Below are 16,286 nucleotides of genomic sequence, written 5' to 3'. Positions count from 1 at the left end.
GGGCGGCGGCACCGCCGCACCGCGTCCGGGCGCGCGTCCGGCCGGTCGCAAGCCCGCTGGGGGCAAGTCGGGCAGCGGCGGCGGTAAGGCCGTCCGCCCGGGAGCGCCCAAGCGCCGCTAGCGCAGCTCATCCGCGAACGCCCACCTGGCCGGCTGGCAAGGTGGGCGTTCGCCGCTTCCGGGTCACCCCCTAGAGTGGAGCCCGTGACGGAGATCGTGGAGCACCGGGGCGACAACGGCCCCGAGACGGCGGCGCTGGTCGCCGGCGGCGTGGTGAACGTGGCCGACTTCCCGAAGCCGGGGATCCAGTTCAAGGACCTCACGCCGCTGTTCGCCGACGGGAAGACGTTCCACGCGGTGATCGACTCGATCGTCGAGCACTACACGGACGACGACGGCACGCTCGCGTTCGACACCGTGGTCGGCGTGGAGGCCCGGGGCTTCGTGATCGCCGCCGCCGTCGCGTACGCCGCACGGGTGGGCGTGGTGGCCGTCCGGAAGGCCGGCAAGCTGCCCCGGGTGGCTCATTCGGCCGCCTACGACCTCGAATACGGCCAGGCCGTCCTGGAGGTCTCCGAGGGGGCCTTCGTGGCCGGTCAGCGCGTCCTGGTCGTCGACGATGTGCTGGCCACCGGTGGGACAGCGGAGGCGACGCTGGATCTGGTCGAGCGGGCCGGCGGCGTGGTCGTCGGCTTCACGGTGCTGATGGAGCTGGCGTTCCTGGAGGGGCGCAAGCGCCTGCCGGGGCGGCCGGTGCACGCCCTTTGGACAGTGTGACGTCCGTCGCAGGGATTGCCGAGGGCCGCCCGGGTGTTCTGACACCTGTTAGTGGTCCGTCCGCTGGGTAAGATGGTCTCCTCGCGAGGGGATCGTCGAGTGGCGGCGGCGCCTGACGAGGTGTGAGGAGCGGCCTGGTGTCCATGGATCCAGTCGACGCCGTGAGGGCTCCGGAGCAGGGTGGCGAGAAGGACAACGTCCTCCCCCTGCACCGTGCGGGCGCGCCCGGCCGGACGGCGACCGTGCCGCCGGGCGAGGAGGCGCAGAGCGCTCTCGAGCCCGTTGAGGGCGCCCCGGCGACGCAGACGAACCCGATGAGCATTCTCACCGGGACCCCGTCAGGTCGGCGCGTACGCGCCCGCCTGTCGCGATTCAACGCGCCCTGGCAGTCGACGCTGGTGGCGGAGGAGCTGGCGCCGCTGATCGCGGAGCACCGCAAGTGGCATCCGAAGGCGGACATCCGGCTGCTGCAGCAGGCGTACGAGACGGCCGACCGGTGGCACAGCGGGCAGTACCGCAAGTCCGGCGATCCCTACATCACGCACCCGCTGGCGGTCGCCGGGGTGCTGGCCGGGCTCGGCATGGACACCACCACCCTGGTCGCGGCGCTGCTGCACGACACGATCGAGGACACCGCCTACACGCTGGATCAGGTGCGCGCCGACTTCGGCGAGAGCGTGGCGCTGCTGGTCGACGGGGTCACCAAGCTCGACAAGGTCAAGCTGGGCGACGCGGCGAAGGCGGAGACGATCCGCAAGATGGTCGTGGCCACCGCCAAGGACCCGCGGGTGCTGGTGATCAAGCTGGCCGACCGGCTGCACAACATGCGTACGCTCAACTTCCTGCCCGCGCCCAAGCGTGAGCAGAAGGCGAAGGAGACGCTGGAGATCCTGGCGCCGCTGGCGCACCGGCTCGGCATGAACACGATCAAGTGGGAGCTGGAGGACCTCGCCTTCGAGCAGCTGTTCCCCAAGCGGTTCCACGAGATCAAGCGCCTGATCGACGAGCACCAGCCGCAGCGGGAGGCGCTGCTGCGGCAGGTCACCAACAAGGTGCAGGGCGACCTGCGGACGTCGAAGATCAAGGCGGAGGTCACCGGGCGGCCGAAGCACCTCTACTCGGTGTATCAGAAGATGATCGTCCGGGGTCGCGACTTCAACGACATCTACGACCTGGTCGGCGTCCGCATCCTGGTCGAGACGGTGCGCGACTGCTACGCGGCGCTCGGGGTGATCCACGCGAACTGGCAGCCTGTCCCGGGCCGGTTCAAGGACTACATCGCGATGCCGAAGTTCAACATGTACCAGTCGCTGCACACGACGGTCATCGGCCCCACCGGCAAGCCGGTGGAGATGCAGATCCGGACCAACGCCATGCACCGCACCGCGGAGTACGGCATCGCCGCGCACTGGAAGTACAAGGAGAACAAGGCCGCGACGATCGTCGGCCCGCCGGCCCACATCGACGAGATGACCTGGCTGCGGCAGCTGCTGGACTGGCAGCGGGAGGCCAGCGACCCGTCGGAGTTCCTCGACGCGCTGCGGTTCGACCTGTCGAGCCAGGAGGTCTACGTCTTCACGCCGAAGGGCGACGTGCGGGCGCTGCCGGTAGGGTCGACCCCGGTCGACTTCGCGTACGCGGTGCACACCGACGTCGGCCACCGGTGCATCGGCGCTCGGGTCAACAGCAAGCTGGTGCCGCTGGAGTCGGTGCTGTCCAACGGCGACGTGGTGGAGATCTTCACCTCGAAGTCGGAGACCGCCGGTCCGACGCAGGACTGGCTGGGCTTCGTCAAGTCGCCGCGGGCGCGGACGAAGATCCGGCAGTACTTCAAGAAGGAGCGCCGGGACGAGGCGATCGAGCAGGGCAAGGAGCAGCTCAACCGGTCGCTGCGCCGGGAAGGCCTGCCGCTCAAGCGGATGCTCACCGCCGAGGCCCTGATGGCGATCGCCCGCGAACTGAACCTGCCGGACGTCGCCTCGTTGTACGCGGCGATCGGGGAGAGCCAAGTCTCGGCGCAGTCCATCGTGGCGCGCCTGGTGACCTCGTACGGCGGTGAAGAGGGCTCGATCGAGGACATGGCCGAGCAGGCCGTGCCCACGCGCCCGTCGCGCGCCCGTCAGTCCAGTCAGGACCCGGGCGTGGTGGTGGTCGGCGTCAGCGACGTCTGGATCAAACTGGCCCGCTGCTGCACCCCGGTGCCCGGCGACGACGTCTTCGGCTTCGTCACCCGGTCCGGCGGGGTTTCGGTGCACCGCAACGACTGCGCGAACGCCGAGGATCTGCAGGCCCAGCCGGAGCGGATCGTCCAGGTCACCTGGAAGCCGCGGGCGGGGTCGACGTTCCTGGTCGCGATCCAGGTCGAGGCGCTGGACCGGCAGCGGCTGCTCGCCGACGTCACCAAGGCGCTGTCGGAGGAGCGGGTCAACATCCTCTCCGCCGTCGTCACCACCACCCGGGACCGGGTGGCGGTCAGCCGGTTCAGCTTCGAGATGGCCGACCCGAAGCACCTGGGCCACCTGCTGAACGCCGTCCGCAAGGTCGACGGGGTCTTCGACGCGTACCGGGTGACCTCGGGCGCCTGATCCGTCTCAGCACAGCGAAAGGGCCGCCCTCCTTCAGGAGGGCGGCCCTTTCGGTGAGCGTCAGGAAGCCTGGACCGCGCCGACCGTCGCCGAGGTGATCTTCACTTCCAGCTTGGGCTTGCCGTCGCCGGCCGCCGTCTTGCCGTCCTCGCCGACCGCGCCCGCCTTGATGACCTTGTCCAGGACGTCGAGGCCGGTGACGATCTTGCCGAGCACCGTGTAGTCGGCGGTCAGACCCTGCGTGGTCTGCCCGTCCGACAGCGGGATGTCCGCGTCGACCAGGAAGAACTGGCTGCCGGTCGAGCTGGGGCTCTGCGTCTTGGCCATCGCGACGACACCGCGCTCGTACGCCGGGTTCTGGCCGGTCGGCAGGTTCTCCTCGGCGTACTTGAACGTCGGGCCGCCGGAGCCGGTGGCGGACGGGTCACCGCACTGGAGGATCTTGAAGCCTTCGGTCACCATCCGGTGGCACTTGCTGTTGTCGAAGAACTTCTGACCGGTCAGGTACGCGATCGCGGCCGTGGTGCACGGCGCGTCGGTCACGTTCATCTCGATCTCGATCTTGCCCTGCGTGGTGTTCAGCGTCAGCAGCTGCTTGCCCGACTTCGGCACGTCGGTGGCCGGCGTACCGACCTCCTTGAGGTTCGGGTTCGACGCCGTGTCGGTGTCGGGCAGCCACTGGCACCCGGACGGGGCCGCCGCCGGAGTGTCGGTCTTCTTGTCTTTGCCAAACACGCTGACGCCCAGCCAGGTGCCGCCGCCGATGAGAATCAGCACCGCCAGACCCGCTCCGATGTACGCGTTGCGCTGCCGGCGCTTGCGGGCTCCCTCGGCGCGGGTGGTCATCTCGCGCTCCAGCCGAGCGCGGGCCGCCGCGCGCTGGCGCTCCCTCGTGGACGTCATGGGACTTTCCTCCGTGCGGGTCGGGTGGATTCTCGCTGGTAAAAGGCTAGCTGGCGGTCGCGGACGGCGACGCGGAGCCGGTCGGCGCCGCCGACTCGGTCGGCGCGGCCGAGCCGGTGGGCTCGGTGGTCGGCTGGGTGTCGGCCACCGTCAGCGTCTGGATCTTGACCTCGGTCTTGGGCTTCACGTCGGCGCCGGTGTCGTTGGCGACGGTCCCGGCCTTGGCGATGGCCTCGATCACGTTCAGCCCGGAGCTGACCTGACCGACCACGGAGTAGTTGTGCACCGCGGAGTCGACCGTCGAGTCCTTGTAGAAGATCCGGAACTGGCTGCCGCTGACGGCCGGCTCCATCACAACAGTCCCGGCCTGGTAGAAGCGCAGGGAGGCGGGCGCCGCGGAGGCGCTGGCGGCCGCGGACGGAGCCGCGCTCGCGGTGGCGTCCGGGGCCGGCTGCTCCGAGAAGAACGTGTACGCCGCCCCGCCGGTGCCCTTGCCGGACGGGTCGCCGCAGGCGAGGGCGTACCCCTCGGCGTCGGTGTGGGTCAGCGCGTGGCAGGCGGTGCCGTTGAAGAAGTTCTGGTCGGCGAGGTACCGCAGGCTCGCCGAGCCGCAGGTCGCCCCGGCCCGGTCCAGCGCCGCCGTGACCGTGCCCGTGCCCAGCGCCACAGTCATCGTGGCGGTGCCGGTGTCGGCCAGCCCGGAGGTCGTCGGCACGCCCTTGTCCACCAGATCGGCGTTGGCGGAGGTGTCCTGCTTGGTCCACTCACACTGGGTCTGTGCGGCGGGGGTCTTGTCCTTGTCGAACGCGCCGAGCAGCCAGGCTGTTCCGACACCGACGAGGAGTACGGCGAGACCCACGGCTACACCGGCCCGGACCTGGCGACCGCGCCGCTGCGACTCGGCTTCGCGGGCGAGTTGCCGGTTGAGCTTGGCGCGGGCCAGTTTCCGCGCACGGGTCTTGCTGGAAGCCACGAGAGCTCCCCTCCCTGTCTCTACGCCGTTGTCGGGGTGGACCAATTTCAGGGTGAATCAGCGGTTTCGTACCGGAGTGTGCCACGCCACGTCCCGCACAGTCCGTGCGAGTGTACGGAAAGTCGCTGTGTCGTGCCAGATAGGCTCTGGACAAACGGCTGAGTGTAGAGAGGTGGGGCCAGTGCTCGTCGCGGGTTTCCCGTCGGACGTCTTCGGCACCAACTGTTACGTCGTGGCTCCTGGGCCCGGCGAGGAGTGCGTCGTCATCGACCCCGGCATCGGTGTGGTCGACCGGCTCGACGATCTTCTCGCCGAGCATCGGCTGCGCCCGGTGGCGGTTCTGCTGACCCACGGGCACCTCGACCACACCTTCTCCGTGACGCCGGTCTGCGGCGCCAAGGGCGTTCCGGCGTACCTGCACTCGGACGACCGGTACATGCTCGAGGACCCGGGCAAGGCCCTGAGTTCGATGGACGTGAACAAGCTGCTCGGCGGGCTGCCCTGGAGCGAGCCCGACGAGGTGGCCGAACTGGCCGACGGCCAGCTGCTCAAGATCGCCGGCTTGGAGATCGCCGTCGACCATGCGCCGGGCCATACCGGCGGGTCGGTGATGTTCCGGAGTCAGAGTGCGGACGAACCCGTGTGCTTCAGCGGTGATGTCCTGTTCGCCGGCTCGATCGGGCGCACCGACCTGCCGGGCGGCAGCATGGAGCAGATGTGGGCGAGCCTGCGGGAGAAGGTCCTGCCGCTCGACGACGCCACAGTTGTGCTGCCCGGCCACGGCCCCGCCACGACCATCGGCCGCGAGCGCGCCACCAATCCCTACCTCCGGGATGCCGGTCTGAGCGCACCGAAACGCGGCTTCTAAGACTTCGACAGGAGCTTTGCGAGAAATGAGCAAGATCACGCCGCTGTCCGGCTTCCCCGAGTGGTCGCCGGCCAACCGAGTCGTCGAGCAGTACTTCCTGGACCGCATCCGGCGCGTCTTCGAGCTGCACGGCTTCGCGTCCCTCGAGACCCGCGCGGTCGAGCCGCTGGAGACCCTGCTCAGCAAGGGCGAGACCTCCAAGGAGGTCTACCTGCTGCGCCGGCTGCAGGCCGACGCCGAGGAGCCGCGCGGCGCCGGCGACGCCCAGCTGGGGCTGCACTTCGACCTGACCGTCCCGTTCGCCCGTTACGTGCTGGAGAACGCGGGCAAGCTCCAGTTCCCGTTCCGCCGTTACCAGATCCAGAAGGTCTGGCGGGGCGAACGGCCGCAGGAGGGCCGGTACCGCGAGTTCTATCAGTGCGACATCGACATCGTCGACCGTGACACCCTGCCGGCGCACTACGAGGCCGAGATCCCGCTGGTGATCGGGGACGTCTTCGCCGAGCTGCCGCTGCCCAAGGCGACCATCCAGGTGAACAACCGCAAGATCCTGGAGGGTTTCTACCGGGGTCTCGGGCTCGCCGACCCGATGGAGACCATGCGGATCGTCGACAAGCTCGACAAGATCGGGCCGAAGGGCGTACTGCGGGAACTGGTCGCTGGGGGAGTCAGCGAGGCGCAGGCGAGCGCCTGCCTAGCGCTGGCCGAGATCTCCGCCGAGGACGGCTCGTTCGCCGAGCAGGTGCTCAAGCTCGGGGTCACCGATCCGCTGCTCGACGAGGGCCTGGCCGAACTGGTCGCGGTGGTCGAGACGGCCGCCGCGCACTCGCCGGGCCTGTGCCGGGCCGAGCTGAAGATCGCGCGCGGTCTCGACTACTACACCGGCACGGTCTACGAGACCCAGCTGGCCGGCTACGAGAGCATCGGCTCGGTCTGCTCCGGCGGCCGCTACGACAACCTGGCCAGCTCCGGCGACGAGCGTTACCCCGGGGTGGGCATCTCCATCGGGCTGTCCCGGCTGCTCGGTGTCCTCTTCGGAAAGAACGCGCTCAGCGCTTCGCGTGGCGTACCGACGTGTGTGCTGATCGCGTTGACGGCCGACGAGGACCGGGCCGCGGCCATGCGGACCGCGGCCTCGCTGCGGGCCCGCGGCATCGCGGTGGAGGTGTCGCCGTCCGCGGCCAAGTTCGGCAAGCAGATCCGGTACGCCGAAAGGCGGGGCATCCCGTTCGTCTGGTTCAGCGGGCCGGGCGGCGACTCCGTGAAGGACATCCGCTCCGGCGACCAGATCGCGGCCGAAGCGCTGACCTGGAACCCGCCCGCGGAGGATCGGTATCCGACGGTTTCCGGACCGATCGTATGACGGCAGCCTACTTACAATAAAGAAACCTAAAGATTAGTCTGCCTTGCATGGCAGACCAGGTTCGTATCTGGGCGGACGGGGTGCTTCAGCCCGGGTTCGTCGGTGTGACACCGCCGGAATGGCTGAGGCGGCGGCTGGATGAGGGTCTCGGCGGGGTGGCGCTGTTCGGGCGCAACATCGTCGACCTCGACCAGCTCGCCGCCCTCAGCGCCGCGGTGCGCGCACACAATCCCGCCGTAGTGATCGCCCTCGACGAGGAGTCCGGCGACGTCACGCGGATAGAGATCGGCAGCGGCAGCACGCGGCCGGGTAATCACGCGCTGGGCGCGGCCGACGACCCGGAGCTGACGGCGTCCGTCGCGGCCGACATCGGCGACCAGCTCGCCGCCGCCGGGATCACGTTGAACTACGCGCCCACCGCGGACGTCAACAACAATCCGGACAACCCCGTCATCGGGGTGCGCTCGTTCGGCGCCGACCCGGATCTGGTCTCCCGCCACACCGCCGCCTGGGTACGCGGGCTGCAGTCCAGCGGAGTGGCCGCCTGCGCCAAGCACTTCCCGGGGCACGGGGACACCGATGTGGACTCCCACCACGGCCTGCCGATCGTGCACGCCGACCGCGAGCGGCTGGCTCGCCTGGAGCTGGCCCCCTTTCGGGCCGCGATCGAGGCCGGTACGCAGTCCATCATGACGGCGCACGTCCTGCTCCCGGCCCTGGACCCGGCGGTGCCCGCGACATTGAGCGCGCCCGTGATGGACCTGCTCCGCATCGAGCTGGGCTTCACGGGTCTGGTCGTCACCGACGGCATCGAGATGGCTCCGATCAAGGCGCAGTACGGGCTGGCCGGAGCCGTCGTACGCGCGATCGCGGCCGGCGTGGACGCCGTGTGCGTGGGTGGTGAGACCGCCGACGAGGCGACCGCGATCCTGCTGCGGGACGCGCTCGTGCAGGCGGTCCACGACGGAACGCTGTCTGAGCAACGGCTCGCCGAGGCGGCCGGCCGCGTCGCCGCCCTCGCCTCGTGGTCGGCGGCGCAGGCGACCGCCCGCCAGGAAGCCGCCGCCCGGTGGCGCACGGGTGGCGGGCAGCCGGGCCTGGAGGCGGCCCGTCGCGCGGTACGCACGTGGAAGACCGCGACCGCGGAGCCGCTGATGAAACCGGCCCACGTCGTGGAGTTCACCACCTCGGTCAACCTCGCCGTCGACGCCGCCACGCCGTGGGGCGTCGGGGGACCGCTCGCCGAGATCCTGCCGGGGACCACAGTGGAGCGTCTCGATGCGGCAGCCGCCCGCAACGGCGGCCTCCCGGCGGCTCTGCAGGCGGCGTCGGGCCGCCCGCTCGTCCTGGTCGTCCGCGACGCGCACCGGCACGACTGGCTGTCCACGGCACTGCGTACGGCGTTGGCCGAGCGGCCGGACGCGTACGTGGTCGAGATGGGCGTGCCGGGCGGGGAACCGGTCGGCTCGATGCACGTCGCCACCTTCGGCTCGGCCCCGGTGTGCGGCCGGGCGGCGGCGGAGGTGCTGACCGGCGCCCGCTGACCGTCCGCTCCACTCCTTGCAGATCACGGTTACGCAGGCCTCTCCACGCACCGGAGGCATGCGCAACCGTGATCTGCGCCTAACGGGGAGGCAGGGAGAGGGTGACGCGCGCGCCGCCCAGGTCGCTGCGGGCGATGGCGAGCGAGCCACCGGCGAGCGAGGCCACCCGGCGGACGATGTCCAGCCCCAGCCCGGTCGATCCAGCCCCGCTGGCGCCCCGGCGCAGCGCTGCGGGCACGTCCGCGATGCCGTCCCCGGCGTCGTCCACGACCAACCCGGCCGGGCCGACGGTGAGGCGGAACGCCGTGCCCTGCGCGGTGTGCTGGAAGACGTTGCCGATCAAGGCGTCGACCGCGCCGATCAGCTCGGGAGCGGGCACGTCCACATACACGGGCTCGTCGCCGCCGACGACCTCCCAGGGTCGGCCGTGATCCTCGGCGAGCACCGCCCAGAAGGCCAGCCGGTCGGCCACCACCTCGACGAGGTCGGTCGCCTGCGCGGCCCGTTCGGTGACCGGCGTACGCGCGGCGGTGATGATCGCGTCGATCTCGCTGTCCAGCGCCTCGATCGCGGCCCGCATCCGGGCACGGGCGGGCCCGTCCGGCAGCGAGTCGGCGTCCAGCCGCAACGCGGTCAACGGCGTACGCAGCCGATGCGACAGGTCGGCGGCCAGTTCCCGTTCGGCGTCGACGTGTTCCGCAGCCGCCTCGACGTAGCGCAGCCCCAGCCGCCGCCCGAGGTACGCCGCCACCCCGATCAGCAGCACGGCGACCGCCAGGATCACGGCGAGCGCCGGGACGGCGGCCGAGCCGGCGAGCCGGACGCTCAGGGCCGCCAGCGGGATGCCGAACGCCAGGACGCATGCGGTCGCGACGGCGACGGCGGCCGCGACCAGCGGAGACCTCATCCGCCCTCCGCCGGGCCGAAGATCACGCCGACGCCGCGTACCGTCCGCAGCAGGCGGGGCTGGGCGGCCGTCTCGCCGAGTTTGCGGCGCAGCCACGACAGGTGCACGTCCAGCGTCTGATCGGCGCCGACGAACGGCTGCTGCCAGACCTCGGTGAACAGCTCCCGCCGGGTGACCACGCGCGACGGCCGCCGCGCCAGGTACGCGAGGATGTCGTACTCCTTGCGGGTCAGCACCAGCGGTCGACCGTCCAGTGTGGCCTGACGGGTGTCGGGATCGAGCCGCATCGGCCCGACCTCGATCGCCGGGGTGGCGACCGGCTGCGGATCGTCCACCGGGCGCGTACGCCGCAGGACCGCGCCGACCCGGGCGATCAGGTGAGCGGCCGAGAACGGCTTGGTCACGTAGTCGTCCGCGCCCGCGTTGAGAAGGCGGATCGTGTCGAGTTCGCCGCGCCGGGCGGTCGCCACGATCACCGGTACGCGGCTGACCGCCCGGATCATGCGCAGCACCTGAGCGCCGTCCATGTCGGGCAGTCCAAGATCGAGGATCACCAGGTCGGGTGCGCTCTTCGTGGTCTCGTGCAGGCATTCCAGCGCGGTGCCGACCGCGCGGACGGCGTACCCCGCGCTCGTGAGGGCCTCGCTGAGCGCGGCGCGGACGGTCGCGTCGTCCTCGACGGCGAGCACGAGAGGCATGGCAGCACCTTAAGGCGGCGCCCCACTGACTGCACTCCTGGCGGCTCGCCCAAGAGGCTCCCCGGCGTTGGAACCCGGTCCGGGCTCACCACGCGGAGGGCCGAACGGGACTGGATCACGGTTCCGGGTCGAATCTTCGCCCAAGATTCGACCCAGAACCCTGATCCGGCGCGGGAAGGACGGCGCGGGAAGGACGGCGCGCAAAGGACGGGAGGGGTCAGTGGCGGCGGCGGTGGACTCCGGCGTACACCCGGCGTGCGCCGGTGAGCATCAGGCCGCCCAGGAACATCCCGGCGAGGGCGCTGAGCGCGATCGGGCCGGACCGCCAGCCGTCCGGGGTGGACGAAGAGGCGGCGGCGAGCGAAGTGTCCTGCTGCACGACGGCACACGGCGTACCAGTGGGGGATGGTTCGGCAGTCGACGCGGACGGTGACGGAACCGCGGAGCGGGACGGCGACGGCGGCGCGGGCGATGGTGTGGAGCCGCCGGCGAACTGCACGTCGGAGCAGGAGTAGAAGGCTTCCGGGCTGTCCGAGCGCTGCCAGATCGCGTAGACGATGGCCCGGCCGGTGGCGTCCGCGGGCAGCATGACCGGGATCTGGTAGCCGCCGTTGACGAGGGCTGGGTCGGTGATCTTGGCGATGGGCGTGGTGCGCAGGTCCGACCAGGCGAGAGCCTTGGCCGGTGAGTAGCCCGGCTTGGTCAGGTACAGCTCGAACGCGCCCTTGTGCGGAGCGGTCGCGGCGAAGGTGAACACGTAGCTCTTGCCCGCCGTGAGGGAGGTCGCCGGCCAGTCCGCGCGGGAGAGGTCGAGCCCCCGGTACTTGTCCCGGCCCGCGCTGCACAGCTTGCCGTCCGGGATCAGCTCACGATGCCGCCCCGCGGCGGCGGCGATGTTCACCTCCATCCAGTCGTAGAGCGGCTGGGTGCCGCCGGTGGCCACGACTGCGCGGCAGACCGGCAGGCTGGGCGACTCGGGGTTGTCCCGGTAGCACGTGTACGCGCGGCTGACCGGGGTCTGCATCGTGCCGTGGGCGTACGCGGGCGCGGGAAGCAGGATCGGGACCGCGGCGAGTACGCCGGCGAGGGCGAGGAGCTTTCGGGTCATACCCAGCAGCCTCAGGGCTCGCCCCGGCCGGAGAAAGGCGGCAAAGCCGGAGTTCGGGGCAGCTTGAGGTGGATTTCAGGTTATCGACTCCCCGGGACGAACCCGACGCGGCTGGATGGAAGAATGACAAGGCAGCTGTTGCAGTCCGTGAAGGAGCCACCGTGATCCGCACCCATAACGCCGGCACCCTGCGCCCGACGCACGTCGGTGAGGTGGTGACGCTCGCGGGCTGGGTGGCCCGGCGCCGTGATCACGGCGGGGTGACCTTCATCGACCTGCGCGACGACTCTGGCATCGCGCAAATCGTGTTCCGTGAGAGCGACCAGGCGCACGCGTTGCGGAACGAGTTCTGCGTCAAGGTCACCGGCACGGTGAGCGAGCGGCCCGCCGGTAACGAAAACCCTGAGCTTCCCACCGGCGCGATCGAGGTGATCGTCAGCGACCTGGAGGTGCTGTCGACCGCCGCGCCGCTGCCGTTCCCGATCGACGACCACGTCGAGGCCAACGACGACATCCGGATCCGGCACCGCTACCTCGACCTGCGGCGGCCCGGCCCGGCGAAGGCCATGAAGCTGCGGTCGCGGGCCAACCAGATCGCCCGCGAGATCCTGCACGCCCGGGACTTCCACGAGATCGAGACGCCGACGCTGACCCGGTCCACTCCCGAGGGCGCGCGCGACTTCCTGGTTCCGGTACGCCTGCAGCCCGGCTCCTGGTACGCGCTGCCGCAGTCCCCGCAGCTGTTCAAGCAGCTGCTGATGGTGGCCGGGATGGAGCGCTACTACCAGATCGCCCGGTGCTACCGGGACGAGGACTTCCGGGCCGACCGGCAGCCGGAGTTCACCCAGCTCGACATCGAGATGTCGTTCGTGACCCAGGACGACGTCATCGACCTCGCCGAGGCGGTGGTGAGCAAGCTGTGGAGCGAGCTGGCCGGCTACGACATCCCGACCCCGATCCGGCGCATCCCGTTCGGCGAGGCGATGGACCGCTACGGCTCCGACAAGCCCGACCTGCGGTTCGGCAGCGAGCTGACCGATCTCACCGGCTACTTCCAGGGCACCGAGTTCCGGGTGTTCCAGGCCGCGTACGTGGGTGCGGTCGTCATGCCGGGCGGGGCGAGCCAGACGCGCAAGGAACTCGACGGCTGGCAGGACTGGGCCAAGTCGCGTGGCGCGAAGGGCCTGGCGTACCTGCTGCTCGACGCCGAGACCGGCGAACCGAAGGGCCCGGTCGCGAAGAACCTGTCCGAGGCGCACCTGGCCGGGCTGGCCGACGCCGTCGGCGCGAAGCCGGGCGACGCGGTGTTCTTCGGCGCCGGCGAGAAGCGGCGTACGCAGGAACTTCTGGGCGCGGCCCGGCTGGAGATCGGCAAGCGGGCCAACCTGATCGACCCGGACGCCTGGGCGTTCTGCTGGATCGTCGACGCGCCGATGTTCGAGCCGGTCTACGACGACAAGGACGACACCAAGCAGATCGGCTGGACCGCGCTGCACCACCCGTTCACCTCGCCGAACGCCGAGTGGATCGACAAGTTCGACGACGACCCCGAGCACGCGCTGGCGTACGCGTACGACATCGTCTGCAATGGCAACGAGATCGGCGGCGGCTCGATCCGTATCCACCGCAGCGACGTGCAGGAGCGCGTGTTCACTTTGCTCGGCATCTCCGAGCAGGAGCAGCGCGACAAGTTCGGCTTCCTGCTCGACGCGTTCGCGTACGGCCCGCCGCCGCACGGCGGGATCGCGCTGGGCTGGGACCGCGTCTGCATGCTGCTCGCGGGCGCGGACTCGATCCGCGAAGTCATCGCGTTCCCCAAGACCGGCAACGGTTACGACCCGCTGACCGGCGCGCCCACGCCCATCACCGCGCAGCAGCGCGCCGAGGCGGGGGTGGACTTCAAGCCGAAGGCGCCCGCCGCGTGAGGCTGCTGGTCATCGGAGCGTCGGGCCACCTCGGGAGCGAGGTGGCCCGTCTCGCGCTGGCCGCCGGCGCCGAGGTCACCGGCACGCACGCCCGCCCCGACAAACCCAGCGAGCTGCACGACTGGTCGCGCCTCGACGTCCGGGAGCCGTTCGCGGTCCACACTCTCGTCCAGTTGGTACGCCCGGACGCGGTGATCAACACGTGTTACGACCGCTGGTCGTGGGGGCCGACGGCGACAGGCGCGGCCCACGTGGCGACCGCGGCGGCCGCCGTCGGGGCGCGGCTGGTCCACGTGTCCAGCGACGCCCTGCACGCGGGTCGGCCGGAGGCGTACACGGAGGACGACGACCCGAGCCCGATCACCCCGTACGGCGCGGCGAAGGCGGCGGCGGAGACGGCGGTCGCGGCGATCGACCCGTCGGCGGCGATCGTGCGTACCTCGCTGATCCTGGGGGACGAGACGTCGCCGCAGGTCCGGCTGGCGCTCGACCTGATCCATCGGCGGTCCGAGGGCCGGCTGTTCACCGACCAGGTGCGCTGCCCGATCGACGGCGCCGAGCTCGCGGCGGCGTTGCTGGAGCTGGTCGGCAACGACTACGCCGGAGTGCTCAACGTCGCCGGGCCGCAGGCGGTGAGCCGGGCGCAGCTCGGCAAGCTGATCGCGCTGCGCCACGGGCTGTCGCCGCGACTGGTGCCGACGGGCAAGGCCACGCGGGTGCCCAACGCCGGGCCGCTGGACGTCAAGCTCGACTCGTCGCGCGCGGCGACCCTGCTCAAGGTCCAGATCCGGCCGGTCTCCGAGGTGCTCGCCGGGTAGGCGGGGCTATCGGTGCTCCATGACGAGCACCGCCCAGGTACCGGGTTCCAGGGCCTCATAGCCGTGGTCGGCGTCGCCGGGGAAGGACGCGTAGTCGCCGGGTCCGAGGTCGACCAGGTTCTCCTCCGGCCCGGTACGCAGCCGGCCGCCGCAGACCACCATGTGTTCGACCGTTCCCGGGATGTGCGCCTCGGCGTGCCGTTCCGCACCGGGCTCGACGTGCAGGACGTAGATGTCCCGGGTCACGTGCCGGGGGCCGGAGCTGAGCAGGGTGCCGGTGAAGTCGGCCTGGCTGCTCGGGTACGCGACCCCCTCGCCCCGCCGCACCACGCGTACGCCGGTGGGGCCGGGTTCGATGAGGCGGCTGAACGGCACCTCCAACGCGACCGCCAAGGACCAGAGCGTCTCCACGCTCGGGTTGCCCTGGCCGGACTCCAGCTGGGAGAGCGTGGACTTGGCGACCCCGGCCCGCTTGGCGACTTCGCTCAGGCTGAGGCCGAGCCGGTCCCGTTCGCGCCGGAGCGCGGCGGCGATGACGTCGAGCGGTGGCCCGTCGGTCATGTTCGCTCCATAGGTCGTATCGTTCGATTTGACGAACAGCGGTCGCGTGTTCGATATTCTAAACATGCGTACGCCAGATCGAACGCCCCTCGATCGCGGCCTGCTCCGGGACGCGCTCGCGATCGGGGCGGCCGCCGCGATGATCGGCATCTCCTTCGGCGCGATCAGCGTCGCCGAGGGAATGCCGAAATGGCTGCCCACCGCGATGTCACTGCTGATCTTCGCGGGTGGGTCGCAGTTCCTCGCCGTCGGCATGCTCGCGGCCGGGAACCCGGTCGCCGCGATCCTCGGCGGGCTGCTGGTCAACGTCCGGCACCTGCCGTTCGGCCTGGCGATCGGCGGGGCCATCAGCGACCGGCTGCCGCTGAAGCTGCTCGGCGCGCACGTGCTGATCGACGAGAACACCGCGTTCGCCCTGGCCCAGGACGACGAGCACCGGCGGCGGCAGGCGTACTGGCTGGTCGGCTCGACCCTGTTCGTCACCTGGAACCTCGGCGTCATCGCCGGAGTCCTCGTCGGCGGCGCGGTCGGCGACCCCAACGTCTACGGCCTCGACGCGGCCTTCCCAGCCGGTCTGCTGGCCCTGATCCTTCCCGCGATGCGCGACCGGACGACCCGGACGTGTGCGGCGCTCGGGGCCGTCATCGCGGTCGCGGCGACGCCGCTGCTGCCCGCCGGACTCCCGGTGCTCGCCGCGCTGCTCGGAGTCGCAGCAGGCATCGTCCGCCGCTTCTCGCTACAGGGGGCCTCGGAATGAAATACATCGTGGTTCTCCTGGTCCTGGCCGCCGGCACGTACGCCATCCGCCTGTCCGGCGTCCTGCTGCGCGGCCGCCTCACCCTCCCGGACTGGCTGCGCGATCTGCTGCCGGTAGCGGCGACGACACTTCTCGCCGCGTTGGTGGCGACCGCCGTGTTCACCGACGCCGGGCATCTCGCGCTCGGCGTCGCCCGGCCGGCCGGGGTGGCCGTCGGCGCGCTCCTGGCCTGGCGGCGTATGCCGTTCGCCGTGGTCGTCGTGGCCGCCGCCGCTACTGCGGCGCTGCTGCGCCTTGCCGGCCTCCCCTAAGCCCGCTCGCCCTCCTCGCTCCGCTCACCCGCCCGCCGGCTCACCTCGCTCGCCCGGTTCGGGACCTCCCGTTGGGCAGCGGATCACGGATCCGGGTCGAATCTTGGGCTCTCCGGCTGCTTGTGTGGGTCACGAGCGGTCGGGGAGCTTGATTTGGTATCCGCCTAGGTTGAGCTTGGCGAGGGCTA

Annotated in this window: 13 protein-coding genes and 2 pseudogenes; 9 read left to right on the top strand and 6 right to left on the bottom strand. The window is 70.9% G+C overall.

The window, feature by feature from the left end; all coding sequences use genetic code 11:
* Positions 1 to 204: 204 nt before the first annotated feature.
* Positions 205 to 777: an adenine phosphoribosyltransferase gene (locus AB0M47_RS37065; RefSeq protein ID WP_363422523.1), complete on the top strand. Its 573-nt coding sequence runs from the start codon at positions 205 to 207 to the stop codon at positions 775 to 777.
* Between the two features lie 323 nt (positions 778 to 1,100).
* Positions 1,101 to 3,362, top strand: a pseudogene (locus AB0M47_RS37060) (bifunctional (p)ppGpp synthetase/guanosine-3',5'-bis(diphosphate) 3'-pyrophosphohydrolase); the annotation flags it as partial.
* Positions 3,363 to 3,422: 60 nt separating this feature from the next.
* Here the strand turns inward: AB0M47_RS37060 and AB0M47_RS37055 are convergent.
* On the bottom strand, positions 3,423 to 4,265 hold the full coding sequence (locus AB0M47_RS37055; RefSeq protein WP_363422522.1) for a peptidylprolyl isomerase: 843 nt from the start codon (positions 4,263 to 4,265) through the stop codon (positions 3,423 to 3,425).
* A 46-nt stretch (positions 4,266 to 4,311) separates the two neighbouring features.
* Complete coding sequence (locus AB0M47_RS37050) at positions 4,312 to 5,238, bottom strand: peptidylprolyl isomerase (protein ID WP_363422520.1); 927 nt, start codon at positions 5,236 to 5,238, stop codon at positions 4,312 to 4,314.
* Between the two features lie 181 nt (positions 5,239 to 5,419).
* On the opposite strand from AB0M47_RS37050, the gene AB0M47_RS37045 reads away from it, so the two are divergent.
* From AB0M47_RS37045 to AB0M47_RS37035, 3 genes are read left to right on the top strand one after another with little or no spacing between them, the layout of a single operon-like run.
* A complete protein-coding gene (locus AB0M47_RS37045) occupies positions 5,420 to 6,106 on the top strand; it encodes an MBL fold metallo-hydrolase (protein ID WP_363422518.1) in 687 nt (228 codons plus the stop codon).
* Positions 6,107 to 6,131: 25 nt separating this feature from the next.
* Positions 6,132 to 7,469 carry a histidine--tRNA ligase gene (hisS, locus tag AB0M47_RS37040; RefSeq protein WP_363422516.1) on the top strand — a complete coding sequence of 446 codons (1,338 nt, stop codon included), beginning with the start codon at positions 6,132 to 6,134 and terminating at the stop codon, positions 7,467 to 7,469.
* 47 nt (positions 7,470 to 7,516) lie between these two features.
* A complete protein-coding gene (locus AB0M47_RS37035; protein ID WP_363422515.1) occupies positions 7,517 to 9,013 on the top strand; it encodes a glycoside hydrolase family 3 N-terminal domain-containing protein in 1,497 nt (498 codons plus the stop codon).
* A 79-nt stretch (positions 9,014 to 9,092) separates the two neighbouring features.
* Here AB0M47_RS37035 and AB0M47_RS37030 read toward each other — a convergent pair.
* From AB0M47_RS37030 to AB0M47_RS37020, 3 genes and pseudogenes are all read right to left on the bottom strand, one after another.
* Positions 9,093 to 9,704: pseudogene (locus tag AB0M47_RS37030) on the bottom strand (HAMP domain-containing sensor histidine kinase); the annotation flags it as partial.
* A 212-nt stretch (positions 9,705 to 9,916) separates the two neighbouring features.
* Positions 9,917 to 10,618: a response regulator transcription factor gene (locus AB0M47_RS37025; protein ID WP_363422513.1), complete on the bottom strand. Its 702-nt coding sequence runs from the start codon at positions 10,616 to 10,618 to the stop codon at positions 9,917 to 9,919.
* A 217-nt stretch (positions 10,619 to 10,835) separates the two neighbouring features.
* A complete protein-coding gene (locus AB0M47_RS37020; RefSeq protein ID WP_363422511.1) occupies positions 10,836 to 11,726 on the bottom strand; it encodes a lytic polysaccharide monooxygenase in 891 nt (296 codons plus the stop codon).
* A 161-nt stretch (positions 11,727 to 11,887) separates the two neighbouring features.
* On the opposite strand from AB0M47_RS37020, the gene aspS reads away from it, so the two are divergent.
* Complete coding sequence (aspS, locus tag AB0M47_RS37015) at positions 11,888 to 13,651, top strand: aspartate--tRNA ligase (RefSeq protein ID WP_363422509.1); 1,764 nt, start codon at positions 11,888 to 11,890, stop codon at positions 13,649 to 13,651.
* Positions 13,648 to 14,469, top strand: coding sequence for a sugar nucleotide-binding protein (locus AB0M47_RS37010; protein ID WP_363422508.1), 822 nt, complete (start codon positions 13,648 to 13,650; stop codon positions 14,467 to 14,469). Before aspS ends, AB0M47_RS37010 begins: the two co-directional genes overlap by 4 nt.
* A 6-nt stretch (positions 14,470 to 14,475) precedes the next feature.
* Here the strand turns inward: AB0M47_RS37010 and AB0M47_RS37005 are convergent, their stop codons facing one another.
* Positions 14,476 to 15,030 (bottom strand): XRE family transcriptional regulator, encoded by a 555-nt coding sequence (locus tag AB0M47_RS37005; RefSeq protein ID WP_253752083.1) that lies wholly within the window; start codon positions 15,028 to 15,030, stop codon positions 14,476 to 14,478.
* A gap of 64 nt (positions 15,031 to 15,094) precedes the next feature.
* On the opposite strand from AB0M47_RS37005, the gene AB0M47_RS37000 reads away from it, so the two are divergent.
* Positions 15,095 to 15,787 carry an AzlC family ABC transporter permease gene (locus AB0M47_RS37000; RefSeq protein WP_363422506.1) on the top strand — a complete coding sequence of 231 codons (693 nt, stop codon included), beginning with the start codon at positions 15,095 to 15,097 and terminating at the stop codon, positions 15,785 to 15,787.
* Entirely contained in the window at positions 15,784 to 16,098 is a 315-nt protein-coding gene (locus tag AB0M47_RS36995; protein ID WP_363422504.1) for an AzlD domain-containing protein, read from the top strand. The genes AB0M47_RS37000 and AB0M47_RS36995 overlap by 4 nt, the downstream gene beginning before the upstream one ends.
* The last annotated feature ends 188 nt before the right edge of the window (positions 16,099 to 16,286 follow it).

This window comes from Hamadaea sp. NPDC051192, from assembly GCF_040682475.1.
Taxonomy (GTDB): domain Bacteria; phylum Actinomycetota; class Actinomycetes; order Mycobacteriales; family Micromonosporaceae; genus Hamadaea; species Hamadaea flava.
This window is presented reverse-complemented; position numbering and strand designations above follow the sequence as displayed.